At 69.1% G+C, this 21,302-nt stretch carries 22 protein-coding genes; 9 read left to right on the top strand and 13 right to left on the bottom strand.

From position 1 onward, the window contains the following. Nucleotides 1–560: 560 nt before the first annotated feature. Complete coding sequence (serB, locus tag J7E89_RS03430; RefSeq protein WP_214968141.1) at nucleotides 561–1,787, top strand: phosphoserine phosphatase SerB; 1,227 nt, start codon at nucleotides 561–563, stop codon at nucleotides 1,785–1,787. Nucleotides 1,788–1,847: 60 nt separating this feature from the next. On the opposite strand, the gene J7E89_RS03435 is transcribed toward serB, so the two are convergent. From J7E89_RS03435 to J7E89_RS03445, 4 genes are all read right to left on the bottom strand, one after another. Next, nucleotides 1,848–2,366, bottom strand: a complete 519-nt coding sequence (locus tag J7E89_RS03435; protein ID WP_214968143.1) for a histidine phosphatase family protein — start codon at nucleotides 2,364–2,366, stop codon at nucleotides 1,848–1,850. Nucleotides 2,367–2,459: 93 nt separating this feature from the next. Beyond that, a complete protein-coding gene (locus tag J7E89_RS03440; RefSeq protein WP_214968145.1) occupies nucleotides 2,460–2,672 on the bottom strand; it encodes a hypothetical protein in 213 nt (70 codons plus the stop codon). A 159-nt stretch (nucleotides 2,673–2,831) separates the two neighbouring features. Beyond that, complete coding sequence (locus J7E89_RS40555) at nucleotides 2,832–2,948, bottom strand: SGM_5486 family transporter-associated protein (RefSeq protein WP_251060054.1); 117 nt, start codon at nucleotides 2,946–2,948, stop codon at nucleotides 2,832–2,834. 42 nt (nucleotides 2,949–2,990) lie between these two features. Beyond that, a complete protein-coding gene (locus tag J7E89_RS03445) occupies nucleotides 2,991–4,274 on the bottom strand; it encodes a CynX/NimT family MFS transporter (RefSeq protein ID WP_214968147.1) in 1,284 nt (427 codons plus the stop codon). Between the two features lie 75 nt (nucleotides 4,275–4,349). On the opposite strand from J7E89_RS03445, the gene J7E89_RS03450 reads away from it, so the two are divergent. Next, nucleotides 4,350–5,024 carry a FadR/GntR family transcriptional regulator gene (locus J7E89_RS03450; protein ID WP_214968149.1) on the top strand — a complete coding sequence of 225 codons (675 nt, stop codon included), beginning with the start codon at nucleotides 4,350–4,352 and terminating at the stop codon, nucleotides 5,022–5,024. Between the two features lie 25 nt (nucleotides 5,025–5,049). Here the strand turns inward: J7E89_RS03450 and J7E89_RS03455 are convergent, their stop codons facing one another. The 5 genes from J7E89_RS03455 to J7E89_RS03475 all read right to left on the bottom strand — a co-directional run bounded on the left by J7E89_RS03455 (nucleotide 5,050) and on the right by J7E89_RS03475 (nucleotide 8,549). Beyond that, nucleotides 5,050–5,457, bottom strand: a complete 408-nt coding sequence (locus tag J7E89_RS03455; RefSeq protein WP_214968151.1) for a hypothetical protein — start codon at nucleotides 5,455–5,457, stop codon at nucleotides 5,050–5,052. Nucleotides 5,458–5,672: 215 nt separating this feature from the next. Next, nucleotides 5,673–6,440 (bottom strand): enoyl-ACP reductase FabI, encoded by a 768-nt coding sequence (gene fabI, locus J7E89_RS03460; RefSeq protein WP_214968153.1) that lies wholly within the window; start codon nucleotides 6,438–6,440, stop codon nucleotides 5,673–5,675. Between the two features lie 4 nt (nucleotides 6,441–6,444). Beyond that, nucleotides 6,445–7,164, bottom strand: a complete 720-nt coding sequence (fabG, locus tag J7E89_RS03465) for a 3-oxoacyl-[acyl-carrier-protein] reductase (RefSeq protein WP_214968155.1) — start codon at nucleotides 7,162–7,164, stop codon at nucleotides 6,445–6,447. A 118-nt stretch (nucleotides 7,165–7,282) separates the two neighbouring features. After that, entirely contained in the window at nucleotides 7,283–8,191 is a 909-nt protein-coding gene (locus J7E89_RS03470) for an AlpA family transcriptional regulator (protein WP_251060055.1), read from the bottom strand. 82 nt (nucleotides 8,192–8,273) lie between these two features. Then, entirely contained in the window at nucleotides 8,274–8,549 is a 276-nt protein-coding gene (locus tag J7E89_RS03475; RefSeq protein WP_214968157.1) for a hypothetical protein, read from the bottom strand. Nucleotides 8,550–8,843: 294 nt separating this feature from the next. On the opposite strand from J7E89_RS03475, the gene J7E89_RS03480 reads away from it, so the two are divergent. The 3 genes from J7E89_RS03480 (at nucleotide 8,844) to tyrS (ending at nucleotide 13,286) form a co-directional block, all read left to right on the top strand. Further along, nucleotides 8,844–10,367 (top strand): TldD/PmbA family protein, encoded by a 1,524-nt coding sequence (locus J7E89_RS03480; RefSeq protein WP_214968159.1) that lies wholly within the window; start codon nucleotides 8,844–8,846, stop codon nucleotides 10,365–10,367. 186 nt (nucleotides 10,368–10,553) lie between these two features. Beyond that, entirely contained in the window at nucleotides 10,554–11,945 is a 1,392-nt protein-coding gene (locus tag J7E89_RS03485; protein ID WP_214968161.1) for a metallopeptidase TldD-related protein, read from the top strand. 72 nt (nucleotides 11,946–12,017) lie between these two features. After that, the gene (gene tyrS / locus J7E89_RS03490; RefSeq protein ID WP_214968164.1) at nucleotides 12,018–13,286 is read left to right on the top strand and encodes a tyrosine--tRNA ligase; all 1,269 of its coding nucleotides are present in this window, start codon (nucleotides 12,018–12,020) and stop codon (nucleotides 13,284–13,286) included. Nucleotides 13,287–13,379: 93 nt separating this feature from the next. On the opposite strand, the gene J7E89_RS03495 is transcribed toward tyrS, so the two are convergent. Next, nucleotides 13,380–13,658, bottom strand: a complete 279-nt coding sequence (locus J7E89_RS03495; RefSeq protein WP_214968166.1) for a GlsB/YeaQ/YmgE family stress response membrane protein — start codon at nucleotides 13,656–13,658, stop codon at nucleotides 13,380–13,382. A 209-nt stretch (nucleotides 13,659–13,867) separates the two neighbouring features. Between J7E89_RS03495 and J7E89_RS03500 the strand changes: the two genes are divergently transcribed. Together J7E89_RS03500 and J7E89_RS03505 are read left to right on the top strand one after the other, a co-directional pair. Next, on the top strand, nucleotides 13,868–14,242 hold the full coding sequence (locus tag J7E89_RS03500) for a DUF3099 domain-containing protein (protein ID WP_214968168.1): 375 nt from the start codon (nucleotides 13,868–13,870) through the stop codon (nucleotides 14,240–14,242). A gap of 183 nt (nucleotides 14,243–14,425) precedes the next feature. Then, nucleotides 14,426–14,686: a hypothetical protein gene (locus J7E89_RS03505; protein ID WP_214968171.1), complete on the top strand. Its 261-nt coding sequence runs from the start codon at nucleotides 14,426–14,428 to the stop codon at nucleotides 14,684–14,686. Here J7E89_RS03505 and moaA read toward each other — a convergent pair. The 3 genes from moaA to J7E89_RS03520 form a co-directional block, all read right to left on the bottom strand. Continuing rightward, entirely contained in the window at nucleotides 14,669–15,658 is a 990-nt protein-coding gene (gene moaA, locus J7E89_RS03510; protein WP_214968173.1) for a GTP 3',8-cyclase MoaA, read from the bottom strand. The genes J7E89_RS03505 and moaA overlap by 18 nt on opposite strands. A gap of 183 nt (nucleotides 15,659–15,841) precedes the next feature. Further along, on the bottom strand, nucleotides 15,842–17,485 hold the full coding sequence (locus J7E89_RS03515; RefSeq protein ID WP_214968176.1) for a cation acetate symporter: 1,644 nt from the start codon (nucleotides 17,483–17,485) through the stop codon (nucleotides 15,842–15,844). Further along, nucleotides 17,482–17,847 carry a DUF485 domain-containing protein gene (locus tag J7E89_RS03520; RefSeq protein ID WP_214968179.1) on the bottom strand — a complete coding sequence of 122 codons (366 nt, stop codon included), beginning with the start codon at nucleotides 17,845–17,847 and terminating at the stop codon, nucleotides 17,482–17,484. Before J7E89_RS03520 ends, J7E89_RS03515 begins: the two co-directional genes overlap by 4 nt. A 250-nt stretch (nucleotides 17,848–18,097) precedes the next feature. Between J7E89_RS03520 and J7E89_RS03525 the strand changes: the two genes are divergently transcribed. Beyond that, the gene (locus tag J7E89_RS03525; RefSeq protein WP_214968182.1) at nucleotides 18,098–19,636 is read left to right on the top strand and encodes a S8 family serine peptidase; all 1,539 of its coding nucleotides are present in this window, start codon (nucleotides 18,098–18,100) and stop codon (nucleotides 19,634–19,636) included. Between the two features lie 40 nt (nucleotides 19,637–19,676). Beyond that, nucleotides 19,677–21,239, top strand: coding sequence for a S8 family serine peptidase (locus J7E89_RS03530; protein WP_214968185.1), 1,563 nt, complete (start codon nucleotides 19,677–19,679; stop codon nucleotides 21,237–21,239). Nucleotides 21,240–21,302 lie beyond the last annotated feature (63 nt).

The following is a 21,302-nucleotide window of genomic DNA, read 5'->3' on the forward strand; positions in this document are numbered from 1 at the left end:
CTGCTGACCTGTGCGGCGGGGGCGGCGGGGGGTCGGGTGGCCGCTCTTGCCGCGGGGGGTGGTGCGGGTGGGAGGACGTATCCGGATCTGGCGTATGTGCCGGGGCCGTATCGGCCGTCCCCCGCGTATCGGCCGTCGCACCGGGATACGAATCCTTATCTGCGGGCGCCGGAGGATGTGCATGGGGCGCCGACTGTGGTGGGGCCGGTGGTTCCGCCGCCGGGGCCCGGGTGGGGCCGGTGCCCCCGCCCGCCGCTCCTCCGGAGGAGGGGCCTCCGCCGCCGGGGCCGCCGCCGGGGTGGCGGCCCCGGTGACCGGTCCCTGCGGGCCTCTCCCCTACCCGCCCCTTCCCGGACTGGGGCGCTGCCCCAGGCCCCGGTCCTCAAGCGCCGCACGGGCTGGATTTGCCGGGTGGGCTGCTGGGGCTCCGCCCCAGATGCCGCTCCTCAAACGCCGGGGGGCTGATTTTGCCGGCCCGGGTGGATTCGCGCCGGTGCGCGTGTCCGGTCCTCGGGACAGGAGGTGAGCGGGGGAAGGGGGCCCGATACGGTAGAGGCATCATGAGCGCTTCTCAGCCCAGTCAGCCCAGTCAGTCCCCTGACGCTGCCCCGACCCTTCTCGTCAAGATCTTCGGGAAGGACCGTCCCGGCATCACCGCCGGGCTCTTCGACACGCTTGCCGCCTACTCCGTCGACGTCGTCGACATCGAGCAGGTCGTCACCCGTGGCCGCATCGTCCTGTGCGCCCTCGTCACCGAGCCCACCGTGAGCACCTCCGGTGAGCTGCGGGCCACCGTGCACAGCTGGGCCGACTCCCTCAGGCTCCAGGCCGAGATCATCTCGGGTACGGGCGACAACCGGCCGCGCGGCAGCGGGCGTTCGCATGTCACGGTGCTCGGGCACCCCCTCACCGCCGAGTCGACCGCCGCCATAGCGGCCACGATCACCTCGACCGGCGGCAACATCGACCGCATCTTCCGGCTGGCCAAGTACCCGGTCACCGCAGTGGAGTTCGCCGTTTCCGGTACGGAGACCGAGCCGCTGCGCACCGCGCTCGCGCTGGAGGCAGCCGAGCTCGGGATCGACGTGGCCGTGGTGTCCGCGGGGCTGCACCGGCGCGCCCAGCGGCTCGTCGTCATGGACGTGGATTCCACGCTCATCCAGGACGAGGTCATCGAGCTGTTCGCGGCGCACGCCGGCTGCGAGGACAAGGTCGCCGAGGTGACCGACCGGGCGATGCGCGGCGAGCTGGACTTCGAGCAGTCGTTGCACGCGCGCGTCGCGCTGCTCGCCGGGCTCGACGCCGACGTCGTGGACAAGGTGCGGCAGGAAGTGCGGCTCACTCCCGGCGCCCGCACCCTCATCCGTACGCTCAAGCGGCTCGGCTACCAAGTGGGCGTCGTATCCGGCGGGTTCACGCAGGTCACGGACGACCTGAAGGAGCGGCTCGGGCTGGACTTCGCGTCCGCCAATACGCTGGAGATCGTCGACGGAAAGCTCACCGGCCGCGTCATCGGCGAGATCGTGGACCGTGCGGGCAAGGCCCGGCTGCTGCGCCGCTTCGCCGCCGAGGCGGGCGTACCGCTCGCCCAGACCGTCGCGATCGGCGACGGCGCCAATGATCTCGACATGCTGAACGCCGCCGGGCTGGGCGTCGCCTTCAATGCCAAGCCCGTCGTGCGCAAGGCCGCCGACACCGCCGTAAATGTGCCGTTCCTCGACACTGTGCTGTATCTGCTCGGCATCACCCGTGAAGAGGTCGAGGCTGCCGACGGCCTCACAGAGTGAGTGAGTAAGTACGTCTGGGCCCCGGTGCGGATTCCGCGCCGGGGCCTTGTTCGTACGTACTCAGTCGTGTGGGGCCCAGTAGTCGAGCAGCTTGCCCACGCCGTGCTCCACGGACTTCCAGGAGCCGTTGAAGCCGACGATCGCGAACGACGCGGTCGGGAAGCCGCTCTTGGTCATCCGGGCCATCGCATCACCCTCGCTGCTGCCCGAGAGCGCGTCCGCGGCCGCGTGCATGCTCGGGTTGTGCCCGATGACGAGGAGGTCGTTCACCTCGTCCGGGGTCTCGTTCAGGAGCGCCAGAAGGTCACCGAGAGTGGCTTCGTACAGCCGCTCCTCGTAGACGGTCTTGGGACGCTGCGGCAGTTCGTGCACGGCCAGCTTCCAGGTCTCGCGGGTCCTGGCCGCCGTCGAGCAAAGAGCCAGGTCGAAGGCGATGCCCGTGTCCGCCAGTCGGTGGCCGGCAACCGGGGCGTCCTTGCGGCCCCGGTCGGCGAGCGGCCGATCGTGGTCGGACACCTGCGGCCAGTCGGCCTTCGCATGCCGGAGTAGGACGATCCTGCGGGGTGTATCGACGCTCATGCATCCCAGCTTCGCACGAATCCCGCCACGGGGCGCAGGGTGTTGGCGGGCTCCCTCAGCACGGGTGAATGGGGCTCCGGCGACCGGCGGGAGCTAGTGGGACAGGGCCTGCTGGATGCGTTCCACGAGGTACGCGACCGTCGGATCGCCGCTCGCCGCGTGCGCCTCGCCCGGCCCCGCGATCAGGAGCAGCAGGACGGCGAAAGCGAGGGCGGGCAGAGCGACGGCCCACCACGGAAGGCGGATGTCGACGCCGGAGGCCCCGGCAACCGGGGCATGGGTCCGGGTGTGCGCGCGGGCCGCCATGACCGCCTCCGTTTTACTGTTCGGCTGATGTACGTCGAACCTACGGAGTGCGCGCGCGGGAACCCATCCGGTGACCCACTCACTTCACCCTGACCCTGGCCCCCTAGGGGACGGTGGGGAAAACCCCACTACCGGGGCACCGAAGGTCAGAGGTTGACGTTACGGAGAGGCCAGCGTCGCGATGATCGAGATGATGACCGTGATGGCCATCATCGAGCCGAGCACGAGCAGCAGCTTCTTCTGGCCGTTCTGGGGATTGGGGTCGAGTACAGGCATACGGCCAGTCTCGCACCCTTTGTACGCCCGGACCCCGCCGGGTCAGCCCAGCTCGTCCTCGATCGTGCGGTTGCGCCCGGCCAGCACACCGACCACGATCTGCGGCACCATCAGGCCCGCCATGAGACCGATCGGCAGGCCCCAGCTGCCGCTGTGCTGGTACAGCACGCCGACCAGCAGCGGCCCCGGGATCGACATCAGGTAGCCGGTGCTCTGCGCGAACGCGGAGAGGCGGACGACGCCCGCGCCGCTCCTGGTCCGCATGCCGATCATGGTCAGGGCCAGCGGGAAGGCGCAGTTGGAGACGCCGAGCAGCAGGGCCCACGCCCAGGCGCCGGAGGCCGGGGCGACGTAAAGGCCGGCGTAACCCATGAGGCCGCAGAGGCCGAGGACGACGACGATCGGGCCCTGGGTACGCATCCGGGAGGCGACGCGCGGGATGACTAACGCCAGCGGTATGCCCATCGCCATGGTCACGGCGAGCAGCACACCGGCCGTGCCGGCGGAGACTCCCGCGTCGCGGAAGATCTGCGGCATCCAGCCCATGGTGATGTACGCCGCGGTGGCCTGGAGGCCGAAGAAGCAGGCGAGCGCCCAGGCCGTGCGGCTGCGGGTGATGCTCAGGGTGGGGGCCGGGGCGCTGCTCCCCTGCTCCTGGGCGGCGGCCGTGTGCTTCTTGGGCGACCGGGTGCTGGGGTGGCGGGTCAGGACGAGCCACGGCAGTACGGCGACGGCGGCCAGGGTGCCCCACACCGCCAGGCCGGTCTGCCAACTGCCGCCCAGCGCGTGCGTCATGGGGACGGTGGCGGCCGCGGCGAGCGCGGTGCCGAGCGCGAGGGCCATCGAGTAGAGGCCGGTCATCTGGCCGACGCGGTCGGGGAACCAGCGCTTGACGATGACCGGCATCAGGATGTTGCTCACCGCGATGCCCATGAGAGCGAGCGCGCTGGCCGCGAGGAATCCGGCCGTACCGCCCAGGTAGGGGCGGATGAGCAGGCCGAGCGCGATGGCCGCCATGCCCGCGCAGACGATCACGCCGGGGCCGAAGCGGCGGGCGAGCCGGGGTGCGGTGAGGCCGAAGACGGCGAAGCAGAGCGGCGGTACGGAGGTCAGGAGGCCGGCGACGCCGCCGCTCATGCCGAGGGCAGTGCGGACCTCTTCGAGGAGCGGGCCGAGGCTGGTGATGGCCGGACGGAGATTGAGCGCCGCGAGGACGAGTCCCAGGATCACGAGCCGGGTCACCCAGACCGACCGCGGGCGTGGCTGCTCCTGCTGTAGGGAGGCTACGGGGGCGGGGTTCAGGGTTCGGGTCTCGTCCTGGGGCATGGGGACCATCATAGAATCATGGGATGATTGGTTGTCCAATCGGTTGTCCAATCCTGAACGAGGAGCACGAACACCATGGCGCTGACCTCTCCCCGGCGTTCGGCTCTTGCCGACCAGGTGATCACCGAGCTGCGCAACCAGATCACCTCGGGCGAGTGGCCCGTGGGGTCGCGCATCCCGACCGAGCCCGAGCTGGTCGAGCAGCTGGGCGTGGCCCGCAACACCGTCCGGGAGGCGGTGCGCGCGCTGGCGCACAACGGGCTGCTGGACATCCGGCAGGGATCCGGTACGTACGTCATCGCCACCAGCGAGCTGGCCGGTGTCATGCACCGCCGGTTCGCGGGCGCCGACCCGCGCCATATCGCGGAGCTGCGTTCGACCCTGGAGTCGTCGGCGGCCCGGCTGGCGGCGGAGCGGCGTACCGAGCGTGATGTGCGGCAGCTGGACGCGGTGCTCGCACGGCGGGAGGAGGCGTGGGCCTCGGGCGACGCGGAACTGTTCGTCCGCGCGGACGCGACGCTGCACCTGGCCGTGGTCGCCGCCTCGCACAACGACGTGCTCATCGGGCTCTACGCCGACCTCGGCGACCTGCTGCGCGACTGGCTGCGGGACGACGTGGGGCAGGAGCTGCGCCCGGAGGACCACATGGATCACGGCCGGCTGATCGAGGCGATCCGGGCGCGGGACGCACAGACGGCGGCCACCGAGGCGGCGGGATACTCGCTCAAGTGCCTCGGGGACCGGGTGTAAGCATGTCGAGCGTGCACGCGTGGGGCTACATCCGATGGTGGCTGACCCAGGCCGCGCGGACTTCCTTCCAGCAGCGGTCGGTCAGCCGTACTGTCTGCGCCGGACCGACCTCGACGGGTGAGCCGTCCGCGTCGATGTCCCACCAGCGCTCGCATTCGGTGTGCAGCTGGACCAGGTCGGACTCGGGGTACGGGTTGTGGCAGTACGCGACGACACGCGAGCCCTCGACGGTCGTCCGGCAGGTGGAGCCGAAAAGCGTGACCTTGTCGTCGACTTTCCTGGGTGCCTTCTGGCCGGCCTTCTGGTCGGCGGCCTTCTTCGCGGGCTTGCGATCGGGATCGGCCGCGCGCCCCGCGACGGCTGGGGCGGCCAGTCCGGCCACGGCGACCACGGCCAGCAGGCCTGCTGCCGCTCGACGGTTCGACGGGCGCACATGCGCCACCTCCTCCCCACAGAGCGCCGGGTATGTCCCGGTTTCCTCAGTGTGCGGGGAGTCGCCCGTCTTTTCGACTTGAGGCGACGGATCACGCACAGAGGGCGACCCGGGCCCGGACTTCGACGGCGTACGCATCCGGATCGACCCGGAGCGCACGGAAGCCGCGCGCCGTCTGCTGGACGGTCGCGCGGCTTCGTGAGAGCTGTGCGGGGTTACGCGCCGACTGCGTGCAGGCCGCCGTCGACGTGAATGATCTCGCCGGTCGTCATCGGGAACCAGTCGGAGAGCAGCGCGACGACGCCGCGGCCGGCCGGCTCCGGGTCGGACATGTCCCACTTCAGCGGGGAACGGTTGTCCCAGACGCTCGCGAGTTCCGAGAAGCCGGGGATGGACTTGGCGGCCATGGAGCCGATCGGTCCGGCGGAGATGAGGTTGCACCGGATGTTGTCCGGGCCCAGGTCGCGGGCGAGGTAGCGGGAGGTGGCCTCCAGCGCGGCCTTGGCGGGGCCCATCCAGTCGTACTGCGGCCAGGCGAACTGGGCGTCGAAGGTGAGGCCGACGACCGAGCTGCCGCTGCCCATCAGCGGGCGGCAGGCCATGGTGAGCGACTTCAGCGAGAACGCCGATACGTGCATCGCCGTGGCGACGGACTCGAAGGGCGTGTTGAGGAAGTTGCCGCCGAGCGCGTCCTGCGGCGCGAAGCCGATGGAGTGGACGACGCCGTCGAGGCCGCCGAGCTCCTCACGTACCAGGCCTTCCAGCCGGTCCATGTGCTCGGTGTTCGTGACGTCCAGCTCGATGACCTTTGCCGGCTTCGGCAGCTTCTTCGCGATGCGCTCGGTCAGCGTGGGGCGGGGGAAGGCGGTCAGGATGACTTCGGCACCCTGCTCCTGGGCCACCTTGGCGGTGTGGAAGGCGATGGAGGACTCCATCAGCACACCCGTGATGAGGATGCGCTTGCCGTCGAGAATTCCACTCATGTGATCAGTGCCCCATGCCCAATCCGCCGTCAACCGGGATGACGGCTCCAGTGATGTACGACGCGTCGTCGGAGGAGAGGAAGCGCACGGTGGCTGCGATCTCCTCCGGCTGCGCGTAACGGCCGAGCGGCACCTGGGCGACGATGCCCTTGCGCTGCTCGTCCGTGAGCACCCCGGTCATGTCGGTGTCGACAAACCCGGGCGCGACGACGTTGAAGGTGATGTTGCGCGAGCCCAGCTCACGGGCGAGGGAGCGCGCGAAGCCGACCAGACCGGCCTTGGAGGCGGCGTAGTTCGCCTGCCCGGCCGAGCCGAGGAGCCCGACGACGGAGGAGATCAGCACAACCCTCCCCTTCTTGGCGCGCAGCATGCCGCGGTTGGCGCGCTTGACGACCCGGAAGGTGCCGGTGAGGTTGGTGTCGAGGACGGACGTGAAGTCCTCCTCGGACATGCGCATGAGGAGCTGGTCCTTGGTGACGCCGGCGTTGGCCACCAGCACCTCCACGGGACCGTGCTTCTCCTCGATCTCCTTGTAGGCCTGCTCCACCTGCTCCGTGTCGGTGATGTCGCACTTGACGGCGAGGCAACCGAGTTCGGTGAGGGCGGCCGGCGGTTCGCCGGAACGGTACGTGAACGCGACCTTGTCGCCGGCGTCGGCGAAAGCGCGGGCGATGGCGAGGCCGATGCCCCGGTTTCCTCCGGTGACGAGAACCGAGCGGCTCAACGGATCACCCTTTCGATAGCGGTCTGGTACTGACCGAAACTATCGGTACCGGACCACGTACGGAGAATCGACCCCTGACAGCGCCGCACGACACCCTCTGTCGGGTCCCTACAGTCGCTCAGGCAAAAGCGACCGGCGTGGTGGGCGCCACCGCACCGTTGTCGATGACAAGCAGGAGGTCACCAACGGTCGCGTCGGGCCCGAGCCCCAGTTCCGAGACGGGCCGGGAGCCCGGCACGTCGCGTGCGGTGACAGGGGTGAGGTAGAGACCGTTTTCCTGTCCCTGGTAGGCGAGGATCACCGAGGTCTCGTCGCGGGCGATGCGTGAGACCACCGCGTCCAGGCGGTCGGGCAGCACGGCGCAGATCACGGTGAGCCGCTGTCGCTCGGCCCGGGGGAACGCGGAAATCATCTCCAGCACGCCCGGCGCGGAGAGAGTGCCTTCCAGCAACTCCGCGACTGCTGCCCGGTCGGCCGACCGGTCGTCCTGCGGCATGGCGTGGACGAAACGCACCATCGGCAGTCCGTCATCGAGGACCTGCTGCCAGCGCGGCAGCATGAAGTCGATGTGCAAGGCGTCCTCGCGGGTGGCCCCCGCATCGCCGACGCCCTCGCCGATCCCCGCCAGCCAGGCATTGATCTCGGCCCAACGCCAGACCAGCGAACGCCCGACGGTGCCCTCCGGGTCGGGGAAGGGGGCTGCGTCCTTGTGCCGCTCACCGTTCACCCACTGCAGGACGTTCTGCCGACTGCGGCCGGCCCGCTCGGCGATGTCCGCCACGCCGACCAGATCCGGATCCAGCCGCAGCAACCGGAGCTTGGGAAGCTCCCTGCGCAGTCGCACGACAAGACGGTGCGCCGCATCGATGGCACTGTCGCCGGATTCGGACACATCGAGAAGATGCTTGCCCCGGTGGCGGGTAAGCAGCCCGTCGAACTCATCGAAGATGATGCCGACCGCCACGTCGTCGTCCACGCTGATGCCGTCGACGACGAAGAGAAACTCGTACTCCACCTCGACCTCCACCCCCCTTGTCCGTGCTTTCACAAACCTCCGCGCCAGAGTTCGCCACCCCCCGAGGGCAGACTTACCCAGGCTCGGTACGTTGTCAAACGACAACACCCGCCCCGAAGGAACGGCGCGGGTCGTCTTCAGGCAGCGGACAGAGCTTCGCGCGCCGGGCGATATTGCGGGCCGTGCGCCCCGGATTCTTCGCGGTTCCCGGTACCGGGATGGTGAGGCAGCCTCCTCCGGGACAGGAGCAGTACAGCCGCCCCCAGTGCCCTTCTTTGCGCAGCGCCCAGCCGGCGGCAACGAGCCGCTTGAGGACTTCACGGATCTCTTTGTCTTGGTGATCCGCCGGTGACACCTCGCGCCCGACCATCCGCCATCACCCCAACACTCGCCGCCGCTCCGCTAGTTGACTGTCAACCCGGCGTGACCGAGAGACTACCCCTGGGAACCGACCATCCACTAAATCGCACGTCAATGCGGCAATTGGGGCGGATGTTCGGGTGATCGTGACTCACTCCTGAGCCGGCGAGGCCTCGGCGCTTCGATGTCCCGGCACTGCGGCCGGGATCCGGTGTCGGGCTTTGGAAAGGTGTAGCCGACCCGAGTGCGTTCGCGGCATGGTTCACTCCGGAGCACTTTGAGAAGAAGAGAAGGGGAGTCCTTCGTGGCCCATCAGGTCGACCAGTCATTTCTCGCGCTGCCGTTGCGCGCGCTCGCCGACGCGGCGCTCGCGCGTGCCCGGGCGCTGGGCGCCGACCATGCCGATTTCCGCTTCGAGCGGGTGCGCAGCGCGGCGTGGCGGCTGCGTGACGCCAAGCCATCGGGTTCCTCCGACACCACTGACCTGGGGTACGCGGTACGGGTGGTGCACGGCGGCAGCTGGGGGTTCGCGTCCGGGGTGGACCTGAGCATGGACGCCGCCGCGCGGGTCGCGGGGCAGGCGGTGGCGATGGCCAAGCTGTCGGCGAAGGTGATCAAGGCGGCCGGGTCCGACGAGCGGGTGGAGCTGGCCGACGAGCCGGTGCACGCCGACCGGACGTGGGTCTCGTCGTACGACATCAATCCCTTCGATGTGGCGGACGAGGAGAAGTCCGGGCTGCTCGCGGACTGGAGCGCGCGGCTGCTGGCGGCCGACGGCGTCGCGCATGTGGACGCCTCGCTGCTGACCGTGCAGGAGAACAAGTTCTACGCGGACACCGCCGGCACCGTCACCACCCAACAGCGGGTGCGGCTGCATCCGCAGCTCACCGCGGTCGCGGTGGACGCGACGAGTGGTGAGTTCGACTCGATGCGGACCATCGCACCGCCGGTCGGGCGAGGGTGGGAGTACCTGCTCGGGACTGGGTGGGACTGGGACTCCGAGCTGGAGCGGATTCCGTCGCTGCTCGCCGAGAAGATGCGCGCGCCGAGTGTGGAGTCGGGGACGTACGACCTGGTGGTGGACCCCTCGAATCTGTGGCTGACCATCCACGAGTCGATCGGTCACGCGACGGAGCTGGACCGTGCGCTGGGGTACGAGGCGGCGTACGCCGGGACCTCCTTCGCCACCTTCGACCAGCTCGGGAAGCTGGCGTACGGATCGTCGATCATGAATGTGACGGGTGACAGGACCGCCGAGCACGGGCTCGCCACGGTGGGGTACGACGACGAGGGCGTCGAGGCGCAGTCCTGGGATCTGATCAAGGACGGCACGCTCACCGGCTACCAGCTGGACCGGCGCATCGCGAAGCTGACGGGGCTCGGACGGTCGAACGGCTGCGCCTTTGCCGACTCGCCCGCTCATGTGCCCGTGCAGCGGATGGCCAATGTGTCGCTGAAGCCTGATCCGGGCGGGCTCTCGACCGAGGACCTGATCGGGGGCGTCGAGCGCGGCATCTATGTGGTGGGGGACCGGTCGTGGTCCATTGACATGCAGCGTTACAACTTCCAGTTCACCGGGCAGCGCTTCTTCCGGATCGAGAACGGCCGGCTCGCGGGCCAGCTGCGCGACGTCGCGTACCAGGCGACGACCACCGACTTCTGGGGCTCGATGACCGCGGTCGGCGGCCCGCAGACGTACGTCCTGGGCGGCGCCTTCAACTGCGGCAAGGCCCAGCCGGGCCAGGTCGCTGCCGTTTCGCACGGGTGTCCTTCGGCTCTGTTCCGCGGGGTCAACATCCTCAACACCTCGCAGGAGGCGGGCCGATGAGCCGCGAGCTCAGCCGCACCGCCCCCGACTGGGGGTCCGGGGGTTACTCCCCGGGTAAGCACAGTCTCAACACCTCGCAGGAGGCGGGCCGATGAGCCGCGAGCTCAGCCGCACCGCCCCCGACTGGGGGTCCGGGGGTTACTCCCCGGGTAAGCACAGTCTCAACACGTCGCAGGAGGCAGGCCGATGAGTCGCACAGCCAAGCCGTACGAGATCGTCGAGCGGGCGCTGGAGCTGTCCACGGCCGACGGCTGCGTCGTCATCGCCGACGAGAATTCCTCCGCCAATCTGCGCTGGGCGGGCAACGCGCTGACGACCAACGGCGTCACGCGCGGGCGTACCCTCACCGTCATCGCGACCGTCGACGGTGCGGAAGGGACCGCGTCCGGGGTGGTGTCGCGGTCTGCCGTGACCGCTGATGATCTTGAGCCGCTGGTACGGGCCGCCGAGGCCGCGGCGCGTGGCGCCGGGCCCGCGGAGGACGCCCAGCCGCTGGTGTCCGGGGTGCCGGACTCCCCGGACTTCAGGGACGCGCCCGCCGAGACCTCCTCCAGCGTCTTCACCGACTTCGCACCCGCGCTCGGCGAGGCCTTTGCCCGCGCCAGGGCCGGGGGCCGCGAGCTGTACGGCTTCGCGAACCACGAGATGACCTCGACCTATCTCGGTACGTCGACGGGTCTGCGCCTGCGTCACGACCAGCCCAACGGCACGCTGGAGATCAACGCCAAGTCGCCGGACCGTACGCGCTCCGCCTGGGCCGGGTACTCCACGCGGGACTTCAAGGACGTGGACCCCGCCGCCGTCGACGCCGACCTGGCCACGCGGCTCGGCTGGGCCGAGCGTCTGATCGAAATCCCGGCGGGGCGGTACGAGACGCTGCTGCCGCCCACCGCTGTCGCCGACCTGCTGATCTACCAGCTGTGGTCGTCGGCCGCCCGGGACGCCGCGGAGGGGCGGACGGTGTTCAGCAAGCCCGGCGGAGGGACCCGCGTCGGCGAGACCCTGTCCGAGCTGCCGCTGACGCTGCGCAGCGACCCGAACGAGCCCGGCCTGGAGTCGGCGCCCTTCGTGGTCGCGCACTCCTCGGGGGACGACTCGTCCGTCTTCGACAACGGGCTGCCGCTGTCTCCGACGGACTGGATGCGGGACGGCAGGCTGGAGCGTCTGATCTCGACGCGGCACAGCGCGGGGCTGACCGGACTGCCGGTGGCGCCGGCGATCGGCAATCTCATCCTCGACGGTGGGGGCGAGCGGTCGCTGGAGGAGATGGTGGCCGGTACCGAGCGCGGGCTGCTGCTGACCTGCCTCTGGTACATCCGCGAGGTCGACCCGGCGACGCTGCTGCTGACCGGACTGACCCGGGACGGTGTCTATCTCGTCGAGAACGGCGAGGTCGTCGGCCAGGTGAACAACTTCCGGTTCAACGAGTCGCCGGTCGACCTGTTGTCGCGGGCCGCCGAGGCCGGGCGAGTTGAGAAAACGCTGCCGCGCGAGTGGGGCGACTGGTTCACCCGGGCCTCGATGCCCGCGCTGCGCATCCCGGACTTCAATATGAGTTCGGTCAGCAAGGGCGTATGACGCCCATAGACTGGCCGGGAGCAATCCTCAGCGTTCAAACACTGTTCAAATCGTTCAAGGAGAGTCAAGACCGTGACGGACATCGTCGACGAGCTGAAGTGGCGCGGGCTGTTCGCCCAGTCCACTGATGAGGACGCACTGCGCAAGGCTCTCGCGGACGGTCCGGTCACGTTCTATTGCGGCTTCGACCCGACAGCGGCCAGCCTGCACGTGGGGCACCTGGTGCAGGTCCTCACCGTGCGCCGGCTCCAGCAGGCCGGGCACCGGCCGATCGCCCTGGTGGGCGGGGCCACCGGCCAGATCGGTGACCCGCGGCCGACCGCGGAGCGCACCCTGAACGACCCGGAGACGGTCGCGAACTGGGTGTCGCGGCTGCGCGCCCAGATCGAGCCCTTCCTCTCCTTCGAGGGCCCGAACGCGGCCGTCATGGTCAACAACCTGGACTGGACCGCGGGCATGTCCGCGATCGAGTTCCTGCGGGACATCGGCAAGCACTTCCGCGTCAGCAAGATGCTCGCCAAGGACTCGGTCGCCCGGCGGCTGGAGTCCGACCAGGGCATCAGCTACACGGAGTTCAGCTACCAGCTGCTTCAGGGCATGGACTTCCTGGAGCTGTACCGGCGCCACGGCTGCACGCTCCAGCAGGGCGGCAGCGACCAGTGGGGCAACCTCACGGCGGGTCTCGACCTGATCCACCGCCTGGAGCCGCACGCGAATGTGCACGCGCTGGCCACGCCGCTGATGGTCAAGGCGGACGGGACCAAGTTCGGCAAGTCCGAGAGCGGCGCCGTCTGGCTCGACCCGGAGATGACCACGCCGTACGCGTTCTACCAGTTCTGGCTGAACGTGGACGACCGGGACGTCTCGCCGTACATGCGCATCCTCAGCTTCAAGAGCCGCACCGAGCTCGAAGAGCTGGAGAAGCTCACCGAGGAGCGGCCTCAGGCCCGCGCCGCCCAGCGTGCGCTGGCCGAGGAGCTGACGACGCTGGTGCACGGCGCCGAGCAGTGCGCGGCGGTCGTCGCGGCGTCGAAGGCGCTGTTCGGGCAGGGCGAGCTCGCCGGTCTGGACGAGGCGATGCTGGCCGCTTCGCTGTCCGAGCTGCCGCACGCGAAGGTCGCGGAGCTCGGGTCCGTCGTGGACCTCTTCGTGGAGGTGGGGCTGGCCCCGAGCAAGTCGGCCGCCCGCCGCACGGTCAAGGAGGGCGGGGCCTACGTGAACAATGTCAAGGTCGCCGACGAGGACGCCGTACCGGCGTCCGACGACCTGCTGCACGGCCGCTGGCTGGTGCTGCGGCGAGGCAAGAAGAACCTGGCGGCGATCGAGGTCGCGGCCGGCTGAGTCGCTACGCGAAGAGAAGCGGCCGGGAGCGTGGGATTCCACGCCCGGCCGCTTCTCTTTGCCTGTACGGCTGTACGTACAGGCGCACATCGCTCAGGTCGTCCGGCGTCTCTTGCCCTTCATCGATGCCCACAACATGTCGCCGACTCCGACGATCACGATGGCGCCGATCAGCTGGAGCAGATGCCGGATCCAGTCGATCCCCTTGGTTTCGTCGACGCCGATCCCCGCCGCGACAGAGTTGCCGACGATGCTGCCTAGGATGCCGAACACCACCGTCAGCCACAGCGGGATCTGCTGCTTGCCGGGGATGATCGCCTTGGCGAGCAGACCGAGGACCAGACCCACGATGATTGCCCACAACCAACTCATGTCGCCTCCTCATGCGGCGCGGTGTGCGCATGTGGCCCAGTCTCGGACGGCCGCCCGTACAGCGCATGCCGGACACCGCCATACGTGATCCGGCGGTGGGCGTGCACGCAGGTAGGGATGCCCCGATCTCGAATGCGGCGGACCGTCGGCGTACCGTGGAAGGCGTCCGGTCAGGGAGTGTCCGGCGCGGAATCGGGTGGTGGAACGTGATGCGGAAGCACAGCGGAACCGAGGTCTTCCGGATCACCGGAGCCCGGCAGGGGCTGGCCGACGACGTACGCCGCCGGCAGCGCCGGTATGTGATCTCGATGTCGATACGGACGGTCGCCGTGATCCTGGCCGCGGTCCTGTGGGACGTGGAGCGGCACGTCGCGATCGTGGCCCTGGCTCTGGGACTTATCCTCCCGTACATCGCCGTGGTCATCGCCAACGGTGGCCGCGAGAATGCCCCTTCGCTGCCCTCGGCCTACATCCCGACGCCCGTCCGGCCGGCCCTGGAACGCTCCGCCGAACCGGCCGCCGAGGAACCCGGGCCGGAGGCCTCAGGCCCGGGCCGTGAGCAACAGCCTCATGAACAGAGTTGATCCCGCGCGGTCTGCAAAGCTCAATAAAAGCTCAGATCAATCATGAAGTTCCGGTGCACCACACCCCATGTCGCGTGACATACTTCGTAGGCGCTCCGCATCCCCCGTCGGAGCGACGGACCGACGCCGGGCAGCTCCCCCCGTGGCTGCTCGGCGTCGCCTTTTTGACCTAGGGTTGAGTGCGTGAACTCCCCTGATTCCCTTCTTTTCCCCGGCTCCTCCGATGCCGGCGCCACCGTCTGCTCCGCCAAGGGCTGCCGCTCCGCCGCCGTGTGGGTTCTCGCCTGGAACAACCCGAAGCTGCACACTCCGGAACGCCGCAAGACGTGGCTCGCCTGCGAGGAGCACCGGGAGCACCTCTCCCAGTTCCTCGGCGTACGCGGCTTCCTGAAGGACGTGGTGGCGCTGGAGGAGTGGGAGGCTCGGTCAGCCTCCGATGGCTGACATGGGGCGGTCGGGCTGCAGGAAGGACGGGTCGTCGAGACCGGAGCCCGCCTTCTTGCCCCACATCGCCAGCTTCCACAGCCGGGCGATCTCCTCGTCCGGGGCGCCGGAGCGCAGGGCGCCGCGCAGGTCCGACTCTTCGCGGGCGAACAGGCACGTGCGTACCTGACCGTCGGCGGTGAGCCGGGTCCGGTCGCAGGCCCGGCAGAACGGTCGCGTGACGGAGGCGATGACGCCGACGCGCTGCGGGCCGCCGTCGACGACCCAGCGCTCCGCGGGCGCCGAGCCGCGCTCGCCCTCGCCCTCAGTGGTGAGCGTGAAGCGGGTACGCAGAGACTCCAGGATGTCACCGGCGGTTATCATGCCGTCGCGCTTCCAGCCGTGCTGGGCGTCGAGCGGCATCTGCTCGATGAAGCGCATCTCGTACTCGTTCTCGACGGCCCAGGCGAGCAGGTCGGGGGCCTCGTCGTCGTTGAGCCCGGGCATCAGTACGGCATTGACCTTGACCGGGGTCAGGCCCGCGTCGCGAGCGGCCGCCATGCCGTCGATCACGTCGTGGTGGCGGTCTCGGCGGGTAAGGGTCGTGAAGACGTCGGGGCGCAGGGTGTCGAGCGAGACATTGACCCGGTCCAGGCCGGCCGCCTTGAGGGCGACGGCGGTGCGCTTGAGGCCGATTCCGTTGGTGGTGAGAGACATCTTGGGGCGCGGCGCGAGGGCGGCGCAGCGCTCGACTATCCCGAAAAGACCGGGGCGCAGCAGCGGCTCGCCGCCGGTGAAGCGCACCTCGGTCACGCCGAGGTCGGTCACCGCGATGCCGATCAGCCGCACAATCTCGTCGTCCGTGAGCAGATCCGGCTTCGCCAGCCACTGCAGCCCCTCCTCGGGCATGCAGTACGTACAGCGCAGATTGCAGCGGTCGGTGAGCGAAACGCGCAGGTCAGTGGCTACTCGGCCATAAGTGTCGATAAGCATCCTCGACCCACTCCCCGATCCGGAATTCGTCTTTGTCGAACGTTGTCGAGCCTACGCGACACCTCTGACAACAACGGGGGCTCCGATACCACGGGAGCTGTGTGGCCGCGTCGTACGACTCTACGACGCGGCCACAAAGCCCCCGCTGTGGGAAAGGTGGTGCGCTCAGTGCGCTCAGTACGCTCAGTGCGCGCCGATGCCCGTGAGTGACTTGACCTCCAGCTCCGCGTACTTCCCCTTGTCCGGCTCGTCCTTCGACAGTACGGACCCGAGCCAGCCGAGCAGGAAGCCGAGCGGGATCGAGATCAGCCCGGGGTTCTCCAGCGGGAACCACGCGAAGTCCGCACTCGGGAACATCGACGACGGCTTGCCGGAGACGACGGGCGAGAACAGCACGAGGCCCACGGAGGTGACCAGGCCGCCGTAGATGGACCACAGGGCGCCCTGCGTCGTGAACTTCTTCCAGAAGAGGCTGTAGAGGATCGTCGGGAGGTTGGCGGACGCGGCGACCGCGAAGGCGAGGGCGACCAGACCGGCCACGTTCAGGTCGCGGGCGAGGGCGCCGAGCGCGATGGAGACGACGCCGATGGCGACCGTCGCCCAGCGTGCGGCCCGTACCTCTTCCTTCTCGGTGGCCTTGCCGCGCCGGATGACGTTGGCGTAGATGTCGTGCGCGAACGACGACGAGGACGCGAGGGTGAGGCCGGCGACCACCGCGAGGATGGTGGCGAACGCGACGGCGGAGATCACGGCGAGCAGGATCGCGCCGCCCGCGGAGTCGGCGCCGCCGCCGATCTCCAGGGCGGCGAGCGGGGCCGCCGTATTGCCGGCCTTGTTGGACGCGATGATGTCGCCGGGCTTGAGGATCGCGGCGGCGCCGAAGCCGAGCACGATCGTCATCAGGTAGAAGGCGCCGATGATGCCGATCGCCCAGTTCACGGACTTACGGGCGGCCTTGGCCGTGGGGACCGTGTAGAAGCGGATCAGGATGTGCGGCAGGCCGGCGGTGCCGAGCACCAGGGCGATGCCGAGCGAGATGAAGTCGAGCTTCGAGGTGGCGGTGAGGCCGTACTTGAGGCCCGGCTCCAGGAACGCGGAACCCTTGCCGCTGTTGGAGGCCGCCGTACCGAGCAGGTCGGAGAGGTTGAAGTTGAACTTCAGCAGGATCAGGAAAGTGATCAGCAGGGTGCCCGCGATGAGCAGGACGGCCTTCACCATCTGGACCCAGGTGGTGCCCTTCATGCCGCCGATGGTGACGTACACGATCATCAGGACGCCGACGAGTGCGACGATGAGGATCTTGCCGGCGTCGCTGGTGATGCCGAGGAGCAGCGAGACCAGCACGCCCGCGCCCGCCATCTGTGCGAGCAGGTAGAAGATCGACACGACGATCGTGGAGGTGCCCGCGGCGGTGCGCACGGGACGCTGGCGCATGCGGTACGCGAGGACGTCGCCCATCGTGTAACGGCCGGAGTTGCGCAGCGGCTCGGCGACGAGGAGCAGCGCGACCAGCCAGGCGACCAGGAAGCCGATGGAGTAGAGAAAGCCGTCGTAACCGAAGAGGGCGATGGCGCCGGCGATGCCGAGGAATGACGCGGCGGACATGTAGTCGCCGGAGATGGCGAGGCCGTTCTGGAAGCCGGTGAACTGGCGCCCGCCGGCGTAGAAGTCGGAGGCGCTCTTGGTCTGACGACCCGCCCAAACCGTGATGAACAGGGTGGCGACGACGAAAAGACCGAAGAGGGTGATGATAAGCGGCCGGTGCTCGCTGGCGTCGCCGGCGGCGGCGAGCTGGAACGTGGTCGCCGTGGTCAGCGCGGGGCTCATGCGTCGCTCTCCAGACGGGACTTGATCGCCTCGGACTTCGGGTCGAGCTGCGTGGCGGCGTGGCGCGAGTAGAACCAGGCGATGAGGAAGGTGGTCGCGAACTGGGCGAGGCCGAGGACGAGAGCCACGTTGATGTTGCCGAAGACCTTGGTTCCCATGAAGCCGCCCGCGTAGTTGGACAGCAGGACGTACAGCAGGTACCAGGCGATAAAGGCGATCGTCAGGGGGAAGGCGAAGGAACGGTGGGCACGGCGCAGTTCACCGAATTCGGCGCTCTCCTGCACCTCGACAAATTCCTCTGTCGTGTGCCCTGTCCGGATCGGGGCCGGGCCGGCCTGGGGCGGTGGTGCATCGGTTGCCACGGAATCTCCTCGCGACGCGGGTGCGGTGGGTGGGGTGGGTGGGGTAGGCAATGTGACCTCACTGGTGGGGGGCTTGTGGTGCTCGTCCCCCTGACAACGGCACGGATCGCATCACGACTCGGTTCGGCATCCGCCATTTCTTTTCCCAACACGTTGATACGAACGCATGATCGGCGCTAGCTTCACTCGTCATGTACCCGCTCATGTGCACCCGCGCAGGGGCGGCTCTTACGGATGATGTGGAGAACCCATGGCTCATCTGGGATCCAGACGGCAGCGCACACTGGCCCTGCCCGTCGGACTGGCTCTCACGGCTACGCTCGGCTTCCTGCCCGGAGCTGCCGCCTCGGCCGCGCCGCTGGACGGCCCCGCCGTGACGGCGGCCTCGACCGCCACAGGTCCGAAGCTGTCGTACGTGGTCAACACCAAGGGTGGCTACGGCACGAGCGCGTCGGTGAAGCGGGCGATCGCCGCGGCCGGTGGCACCGTGGTGCACGCCTACGACCAGATAGGCGTCATCGTCGTCCACTCGCAGAACCCGGACTTCGGCAAGCAGATACGTGCCGCCAGGGGCGTGGCTTCGGCGGGCGCGACCCGCACCGCCCCGCTCACGCCGGTCGGTATCACCGAGGAAGGCACCACCCAGAAGCTGTCCGCGGCCGAGGCCGCGAAGGCCGAGGCCGCCGCGGCGCCCGGTCAGGAGCCGCTGGAGGCCAACCAGTGGGACATCCGCGCCATCGGTGCGGACAAGGCCGCCAAGGTCAATGACGGCAGCAGCAAGGTCACCGTCGGTGTGATCGACACCGGTGTCGACGACACCCACCCGGACCTCGCGCCGAACTTCTCCAAGTCCCAGTCGGCCAACTGTGTCGGCGGCGTCGCGGACTCCTCGGAGGGCGCCTGGCGTCCGTACACCGACGGCAGTGACCACGGCACGCATGTCGCCGGTACGATCGCCGCTCCGCGCAACGGACTCGGCGTCGCCGGTGTCGCGCCGGGCGTGAAGCTCGCGGGCATCAAGGTCAGCGAGCCGGGCACCAGCCTCTTCTTCACCGAGGCGGTCGTCTGCGGCTTCGTGTGGGCCGCCGAGCACGACATCGACGTAACGAACAACAGCTATTACGTCGACCCGTGGATGTTCAACTGCAAGGACGACCCGGACCAGAAGGCGCTGCTCGACGCCCTGACGCGCGCGACGAAGTACGCGGAGCACAAGGGTGCCCTGAACGTCGCGGCGGCCGGCAACTCGAACTTCGACCTGTCGGCCGACGAGATCCTCGACGACTCCAGCCCGAATGACACCACCCCCGGCGACCGGATCATCGACCCGTCGGAGTGCCTCGACATCCCGACGCAGCTCCCGGGCGTCATGACGGTCACCGCGACGGGCGACAAGAACGTCAAGTCGTACTACTCCAGTTACGGGTACGGCGTCGCCGACGTCGCGGCCCCCGGCGGCGACAAGTGGCAGATCCCGGCCACGCCGGACGCCAACGGCCGGGTCCTGTCGACCGTCCTGAACGGTGGCTACGGCTACAAGCAGGGCACCTCGATGGCCACCCCGCACGTCGCGGGCGTAGCCGCGCTGCTGAAGAGCGCGCACCCGAAGGCGACGCCGGCGCAGCTCCAGGCGCTGCTCAAGGCGCAGGCCGACAACCCGGGCTGCCCGACGCACGTCTACGACTCGGCCGGCAAGTGGGTCGAGGCCACCACCTGTGAGGGCGGCGAGAACTACAACGGCTACTACGGCTCGGGTGTCGTCGACGCTCTCGACGCCGTCAAGAAGTGACCGCCCGAGTACACGCTCGCTTCAGCGCACCGGAGGTTTCATGACGCCGCACCGCACCCCGCGGTCCCGCCGCACCGTGGCCATATCCGCGGGCATGGCCATCACCGCCGCGCTCGCGTTCCTGCCCGGCACCGCGTCGGCGACGTCGGCCGACGCTCTCGGTACGCCGGGCGCGCTCGATGCCAGGCTGTCGCTCGCCGAGACCGCGGACACGCCGCTGAGTTACGTCGTCAACGTGCGCCCCGGCAAGGGCAATTCGGCCATGGTGAAGAAGGCCATCGCCCGGGCCGGCGGCACGATTGTCCAGGCGTACGACCAGATAGGCGTGATCGTCGTCCACTCGTCGAACGACGCGTTCGCGAAGACGATGCGGGGAGTCAAGGGCGTGCAGTCGGCGGGTGCGACCCGTACGGCGCCGCTGCCCGCCCAGTCGACGAAGGATGTCGGTACGCCGAAGGCCCTTACCGGCGTCGAGGTTGAGGCGGCGTCCGCGCTCGCCGTCGACGGCCAGGATCCGTTGCAGCCGCTGCAGTGGGACCTGCCCGCCATCAAGGCGGACAAGGCCCACGAGAAGACGCTCGGCAGCAGGGACGTCACGGTCGCCGTGATCGACACGGGTGTCGACGACACCCACCCGGACCTCGCGCCGAACTTCGACCGCGAGGCGTCGGTCAACTGCGTGACGGGCAAGCCCAATACGGCGGACGGCGCCTGGCGCCCGTCGGCCGAGGAGAGCCCGCACGGCACGCACGTGGCGGGCGAGATAGCCGCCGCGAAGAACGGTGTCGGCGTCACCGGTGTCGCGCCGGGCGTCAAGGTCTCCGGCATCAAGGTGTCCACGACGGCCGGCTTCTTCTACACCGAGTCGGTGGTCTGCGGCTTCGTGTGGGCGGCCGAGCACGGCGTCGATGTGACGAACAACAGCTATTACACCGACCCGTGGATGTTCAACTGCAAGGACGACCCGGACCAGAAGGCGCTCGTCGACGCCATCGTCCGGGCCTCGCAGTACGCCGAGAAGAAGGGCGCGGTGAACGTCGCCGCGGCCGGCAACTCGAACTACGACCTCGCGGCGGACTCGATCAATGACACGACGAGCCCGAACGACACCACCCCGGTGCCGCGCGACATCGACCCGAGCGAGTGCCTCGACGCCCCGACGCAGCTGCCGGGCGTCGTCACGGTCGCTTCGACCGGTGCGAAGGGCATCAAGTCGTCGTTCTCGAACTACGGTCACGGTGTCATAGACATCGCGGCTCCGGGCGGCGACAGCACGGCGTACCAGCGGCCCGCGCCGCCTGCGGTCAGCGGGTTGATCCTGGGCCCGGTTCCGGGTGGCCAGTGGGGCTACATGGCGGGTACGTCGATGGCCTCCCCGCACGTCGCCGGCGTGGCGGCGCTCATCAAGAGCACGCATCCGCACGCCTCGGCGAAGCGCATCAAGTCCCTCCTGGCGAGCCAGGCGGACGCGGCGCCGTGCACCGACCCGTACGACATCAACGGCGACGGAAAGATCGACGCGGTGTGCGAGGGCGGTAAGAACTACAACGGCTTCTACGGGGTCGGCATCGCCGACGCGCTGGACGCCGTGACCAAGAAGTAGGCAAGTACGCACGAGAGCGGGCCGCCCGGACTCCATCCGGGCGGCCCGTTCGCATGTCACGGC

Source organism: Streptomyces sp. ISL-100 (assembly GCF_018614615.1).
Taxonomy (GTDB): Bacteria; Actinomycetota; Actinomycetes; order Streptomycetales; family Streptomycetaceae; genus Streptomyces.